Origin of the sequence: Alteribacillus sp. YIM 98480 (genome assembly GCF_009765375.1) — a bacterium.
Lineage (GTDB): Bacteria > Bacillota > Bacilli > Bacillales > Marinococcaceae > Alteribacillus.
The window spans coordinates 140,427-140,845 of record NZ_VTOK01000013.1 but is presented as its reverse complement, the minus strand read 5'-3'; positions in this window follow the sequence as shown (position 1 = coordinate 140,845).

Sequence of the window (419 nt, the reverse complement as noted above, 5' to 3'; positions counted from 1 at the left end):
TTACATAATCATTAAAGAAATTAACAGACGCTTGACTTTCATTCAATTTTCAAAGGACAACTTCATCGGCTCGTTTAAAGCGACAATTAATATCATAACAACATGACAAAGATAAGTCAATAACTTTTTAATATTTTTTTAAAGATTAATGATAAACAACAGAGCTGTACGGTCCTGTTCATTAACCCTGCAACCTATTGTAATTATTTTTTGTCGTTTACACAACATCTAAAATATGGAAATTGGTTGCACAAGAAATGATGAAAAAACTTATCTTACATAACAGTGTAAGATAAGCGCAAGCGCCTTATAAGAAGGTAGTTCGGCTACGAGCGTCACGTCCTGTGACAACGCCGAACTGACTCCCATCCTGGGAGCCCGCGACAGGTTCTGGAGCTTTCGCGCAGAGTCGCCTGCGG